The organism is Psychrobacter okhotskensis, assembly GCF_013248965.1.
Taxonomy (GTDB): Bacteria; Pseudomonadota; Gammaproteobacteria; order Pseudomonadales; family Moraxellaceae; genus Psychrobacter; species Psychrobacter okhotskensis.
Window position 1 is genome coordinate 1 of the sequence record NZ_JABRVQ010000055.1, and the last position, 2,331, is coordinate 2,331.

A 2,331-nucleotide genomic window follows, 5' to 3' on the forward strand; every position below is an offset into this window, starting at 1 on the left:
CTTCAAGTTTGAATTCTCGGGTGTATTCTCGGCGTTTGGTAGTCATACTATGTTCCTTCTTTGAGTTAGTATAACCCCTTATAGGCTGTCCAATTTTATTATGCCACTACATACCTTTAAACTCTTCTCCTGTTACTTTATTAATAGCGGTGTAAGGCGTATTAGCATAAGGTTCCTCATCATCATCAACAAACTGATACGCTAAGTTATAAACCCCATCCATCAACGTCTTTTTATCAGGAATAATGTTAGGCAACCCCGCCAAACTCAACCCATCCCGACCACCCCCAGCCCTCGAATGCTTACCTGCCTTCTCCGTAAACTGCTTAGCAGTGATTGTGATATTACTGCCTTCTAAGACAATACTCGCACCACCAGCCGTCAGCGTAATCTTATTAGTCGCTACTACTTCAACGGCTTTAGTCGAGGAGGCGATGTTTATATCCTGCTTAGCCGTCGCCTCAAGCTTACCTGTATGCGCGGATAGAGTGATGTTCTCTTTCGCATTGGTCATACTAAACTGACCGTCGGCGATTATGTTTAACGACTCGCTACTGACTTGATGATGACTATCGCCACTACTAATCATCATATCTTGCTGAGTAGTGCTAATTATCTCGCCCATAGTTCTATGAATAATGGTATCGTCGCTCACATAGCTTATGTCAGCTGCGCTATCGATCAGCGTGTAGGGCGTAGTTTGATGAGTAGTGGTTTGCTGTTCTTCTGCGATGCTCTCAAGTTGGGTTTTAATCGCGTTATGATTATTAACCTGACGTCCCAGTCCTGTTGCCAGCTGCGTTAAGCGTTCCGCCAAGTGCTGACCACCTAAAGCCGTTTGGGTCAGAGTCGGTGTATGCTGCTGGTAGTTATGCTGTCCAGATTGAGCGTGGGTTTGCGGTTGAGTGGAGAGGACTAAATTTAAAAAACCACCCGAAGGTGGCTTAAGTAAAATAATAACAAACTAACCTTTTTCACCCTCAAACTGCCAAATAACCTGACCCCATTGGTTATTAGGATAATCTGGCATGATGTCACCTTGCTTAAAGTAAGCACGACTGTCAGATTTTGCTAGCGTGAACCAGTAGCCTGATTTAGGGCAGGGTTGTCCGGCTAGACAACGGCCTTTCGCTTGGCTGGTGATTTCGGGTTTGTTGGGCTTGGTTTGATTCTCGTAATAAGGCGTCATGTCTTCACCCGCCTCAGAACGTTTGATAAACTCTTCATAAGTTATTTTATAAGGGTCAATAGAGATAAACTTACTGGTGTCGATGCCTGTTTTTTCTAGTACAAGGGGTAGGGTGTAGTCAGGTTGATCTTGTTGAATTTTTAATCCCATCTCGATAGCTTGGGTTTCTGATTGTAATCGCCATGTGGGTATTTCTGAATATAATCTAACATACTCTTTTTCCCAATTGTCTCTATGGTCTGCACCTACCGTTTGCTTAACGACTTCGATTGGATCACTTATATCTAAACTCATTAAGTAATGTCGGTTACCTGTTTCAGGATCAGTATCTCTGATATACATAATATCCATGAAAGCATCAGTTCCATGCCTTAACTGCCAAGTTTGTATGTTACTTAACTGCATCCATTCTTCGAACGTAAGAGTACGCGTAAAGTCTAAATTCAAACTGCTTGTATGATCTGCAAGTGTAAAAATAAAACCGTCTTTTTCAGACAAGCGAGGTGAACCTATATCCTTATTGTATACCCAGCCTTTGTCTTTTAGCTCTTTAAACAAATTCATCGTTTTCTTGTAAGCATCTTCGTCTGTGATGCCATCAGAATTTTTGTTGTATATAAAAGTAATGTTGTAGTCCGTTAATAAACTGTTAGGAGTTTTAATATTATCGTAAGCGATAACAGACATCACACCATCTATCAAAAACTCACCATTTGGATATTTAAAAACCATTTTACTTTCTTGGAAACGGGGAAAGTCATAGCCTTGGAAAGTAACTCCCATAGGCTGAGCATCACCTTCTTGAAATGCTTTGTAGTCAGGATTAGCGTTATATAACTCTTCGGCCGTCACATTCAAAGCAATCTCTAACGGTTTATCAGGCATAATAACCTCTGTTTTAGCTTGGCAAGCAGTAGCTAAAAAAAGGAAGCTAAAGCAAATCAGAGTAATGAAAATTTGTTTAAACATAATACCAAACATGCCTTGGTTGCTTGAATAATGGGATTTTATATCCTTACCCTTTTTCACCCTCAAACTGCCAAATAACCTGACCCCATTGGTTATTAGGATAATCTGGCATGATGTCGCCTTGCTTAAAGTAAGCACGACTGTCAGATTTTGCTTGCGTGAACCAGTAGCCT

At 41.1% G+C, this 2,331-nt stretch carries 2 protein-coding genes; both read right to left on the reverse strand.

The window, feature by feature from the left end; genetic code table 11:
• Window positions 1-106 precede the first annotated feature (106 nt).
• Entirely contained in the window at window positions 107-817 is a 711-nt protein-coding gene (locus tag HQR03_RS13990; RefSeq protein ID WP_173240637.1) for a DUF2345 domain-containing protein, read from the reverse strand.
• Between the two features lie 147 nt (window positions 818-964).
• Window positions 965-2,218, reverse strand: a complete 1,254-nt coding sequence (locus HQR03_RS13995) for a hypothetical protein (RefSeq protein WP_173240639.1) — start codon at window positions 2,216-2,218, stop codon at window positions 965-967.
• Window positions 2,219-2,331: the final 113 nt, after the last annotated feature.